This is a genomic window from Chrysiogenia bacterium (assembly GCA_020434085.1).
Lineage (GTDB): Bacteria > JAGRBM01 > JAGRBM01 > JAGRBM01 > JAGRBM01 > JAGRBM01.
The window spans coordinates 1-2,602 of record JAGRBM010000073.1; the positions used below are offsets into that span (position 1 = coordinate 1).

The 2,602-nt window shown below is 64.0% G+C and carries 3 protein-coding genes; 1 reads left to right on the forward strand and 2 read right to left on the reverse strand.

What is annotated here, in order from left to right:
* Positions 1-332 (forward strand): nitroreductase family protein (locus KDH09_02520; protein MCB0218544.1); only part of this gene is annotated, 332 nt, incomplete at its 5' end.
* Positions 333-451: 119 nt separating this feature from the next.
* Here the strand turns inward: KDH09_02520 and amrS are convergent.
* The gene (gene amrS / locus KDH09_02525) at positions 452-1,543 is read right to left on the reverse strand and encodes an AmmeMemoRadiSam system radical SAM enzyme (protein MCB0218545.1); all 1,092 of its coding nucleotides are present in this window, start codon (positions 1,541-1,543) and stop codon (positions 452-454) included.
* A gap of 155 nt (positions 1,544-1,698) precedes the next feature.
* On the reverse strand, positions 1,699-2,602 hold a 904-nt coding region (locus tag KDH09_02530; GenBank protein MCB0218546.1), incomplete at its 5' end, for a DMT family transporter.

The following is a 2,602-nucleotide window of genomic DNA, read 5'->3' on the forward strand; positions in this document are numbered from 1 at the left end:
GCCTGCGCGATCTGACCAGCACGGTGGCCGGCCTTACCCGCCCGGTGCCGCGCGGGCCCAACGGGCGTGAGGACATGCGCGTGTGGGCGGTAAAGAGTACGGCGCTGGCCTGCGAGAACATGATGCTTGCCGCCAAGGCCAAGGGTTTCGATTCTTGTCCGATGGAAGGCAACGACCCGCTCGTCGTCGGCGACATCGTGGGCCTCAAGCGCAGCAAGTGGAAGCGGACCTGGGACATCCCCATGGTAATCAGCTTCGGCTACGCCAGCGACCGCGGCGTCTGGGGCGCCCAGTGGCGCCGCGAGCGCAGCAAGGTCGTGCGCGAGATCTAGTACCGCCAGATTTCGGGATTTAAAATACCGCCAAGGCGCCAAGAACGCCAACGAAGCCGGAGCAATTCAAACCTGCTTGGCGACCTTGGCGCCTTGGCGGTTTTCTTATTGCTGAATCTCTAGATCACCCGACGCGGACGGTCGGTCTTGCGATCGTGCTCGGGCAGTTCCCACACGCCGGCAATTTCGTGCTCGCAGTGGGGACACTTGCCGTCTTTGACATCGAGCTTGAGGATGCGGTGCCAGTCGCGCACGACGAGCGGCGCGGCGCAGCCCGGGCAGAACGTCGTGCCACCCGCCGGGTCATGGACGTTGCCGGTGTAGACATAGTGGAGTCCCACGTCGCGGGCGATGCGGCAGGCCAGGCTCAGCATCTCCGGCGGCGTGCCGCGAGTGTGCATGAACTTGTAGTCGGGATGGAAGGCCGTGAAGTGCACGGGCACGTCGGGGCCGAGGTTTTCGAGAATCCACTCAGCCATCTTGCGCGTCTCGCCCGGATCGTCGTTGTAACCCGGAATGATCAGGTTCGTAATCTCCAGCCACACGTCACTCTCGTGCTTGATCCACTTGAGAGTCTCCAGCACGGGTTCGAGTTCCGAGAGCGTGACCTTGCGATAGAAGTCATCGGTGAAGGCCTTCAAATCCACGTTGGCCGCGTCGATGTTCTCGTAAAACTCCGGGCGCGCTTCTTCGGTGATGTAGCCTGCGGTAACGGCGACCGAGCGGATACCCTGCCCGCGTGCCTCGCGGGCGACGTCCTCGACGAATTCAGCGAAGATCACCGGGTCGTTGTAGGTGTAGGCGATGCTCGCGCAGTCCTCGCGTCTGGCAAGCGCCACGACCTGCTCGGGCGTGACTTCGGGAATGAGCCGCGACTTCTCGCGCGCCTTGGAGATGTCCCAGTTCTGGCAGAACTTGCATCCGAGGTTGCAACCCACCGTGCCGAAGCTCAGGACCGAGCTGCCCGGCAGGAAGTGCGAGAGCGGTTTCTTCTCAATGGGATCAGCCGCAAAGCCGCTGGGGCGGCCATAACCGATGTTGTAGAGCTTTCCGCCGTGGTTCTGGCGGATAAAACAGAACCCCGCCTGCCCCTCCTTTACCTTGCAAAGACGCGGGCAGAGGGTGCAGACGATCCGCTCGTCGTCCTCGGTATGCCAGTAACGGGCCTCATGGGCACCCTCCGGCAGGGGGTCAATGTGCCGCTCAACCATGGAGGAAAGTTAACCACGATTGGCCCTCAATCAACAGAGAAATTCACGGCTGAAAGTAGGGGCGAGGTCTACTCGCCCTGTCCTGAATCGGCACGGATACCCACGGATACCCGGGGGTGGGCGGGTAGACCCCGCCCCTACGGCGCCTTGGCGGTTTAACTCGCTTCCGCCTGGATGTCGGCGCCGACAGCTCTGTTTTTCTTGCCCTGCCAGGCGATGTAGCTGGCGGCGCAGAAGATGAGCGCGGCGCCCACCCAGAAACTCTGCGGGTAGATTTCTCCGAACAGAAAGATGCCCCAGAGGGAGGCAAAGACCGTCGTCGCCATGGCGGTTACGGCGCCGGCGCTGGCGGTCAGGTAACGAAGCGCGTGGTTCATCAGGAGCTGCGCGATGGTCGAGCCCACCGCCACCACCAGCACCCAGCCCCACTCGCGCGGGGTCGGCACCTGCCAGTCGGCCAGCGCAAGCGGCAGGGAAATCGCCGCGCCGCCCATGCTCATGGCGGCATAGATGGCCGGGGCCTCGTCTGTGCGACGAAGCTCGCGGATCACGACAAAGGCGCAGCCACCCAGCATCCCCGAGATCAGCCCGAGCGCGGTTCCAAGCTCCACGCCGAAGGCGCCGATGCGCGGGGCGAAGATGAAGTAGAGGCCCGAGGCAGCCAGTCCCAGCGAGACGGCGTTGTGGCGGTTGAAGCGCTCCTGCCCGAAGAACACGGCCACCACCAGCGCGAAGAACGGGAACGTATTGTTGAGCAGGGTCGCCACGCCGATGTGCACGTGCTGGATGGCGAAGAAGAAACACGTCACCGCGCCGCCGGCAATGATCCCGCGGAGCGCGAGCAGGCGGCGGTTGTGGAACTCCAGACGCACCACCCCGATCCCGTGCAAGCCCCACATGGCCAGCCCGGCGAAAAAGAAACGCAGGAAGGTGACCTCTGCGGCGGGCAGCGGCTTGGCCGCGCGCACGCCCAGCACCATGACCGAAAAGCCTACCGCCGCCACGAGCACGAGGGCCGGACCGTTGTCGGAGATTTTGTCCCAGATGCGCTTCATCGGA

Excerpts from the sequence above, each read along its gene's own strand:
- amrS (MCB0218545.1), bottom strand. The coding sequence starts at position 1,543 with ATGGTTGAGCGGCACATTGACCCCCTGCCGGAGGGTGCCCATGAGGCC.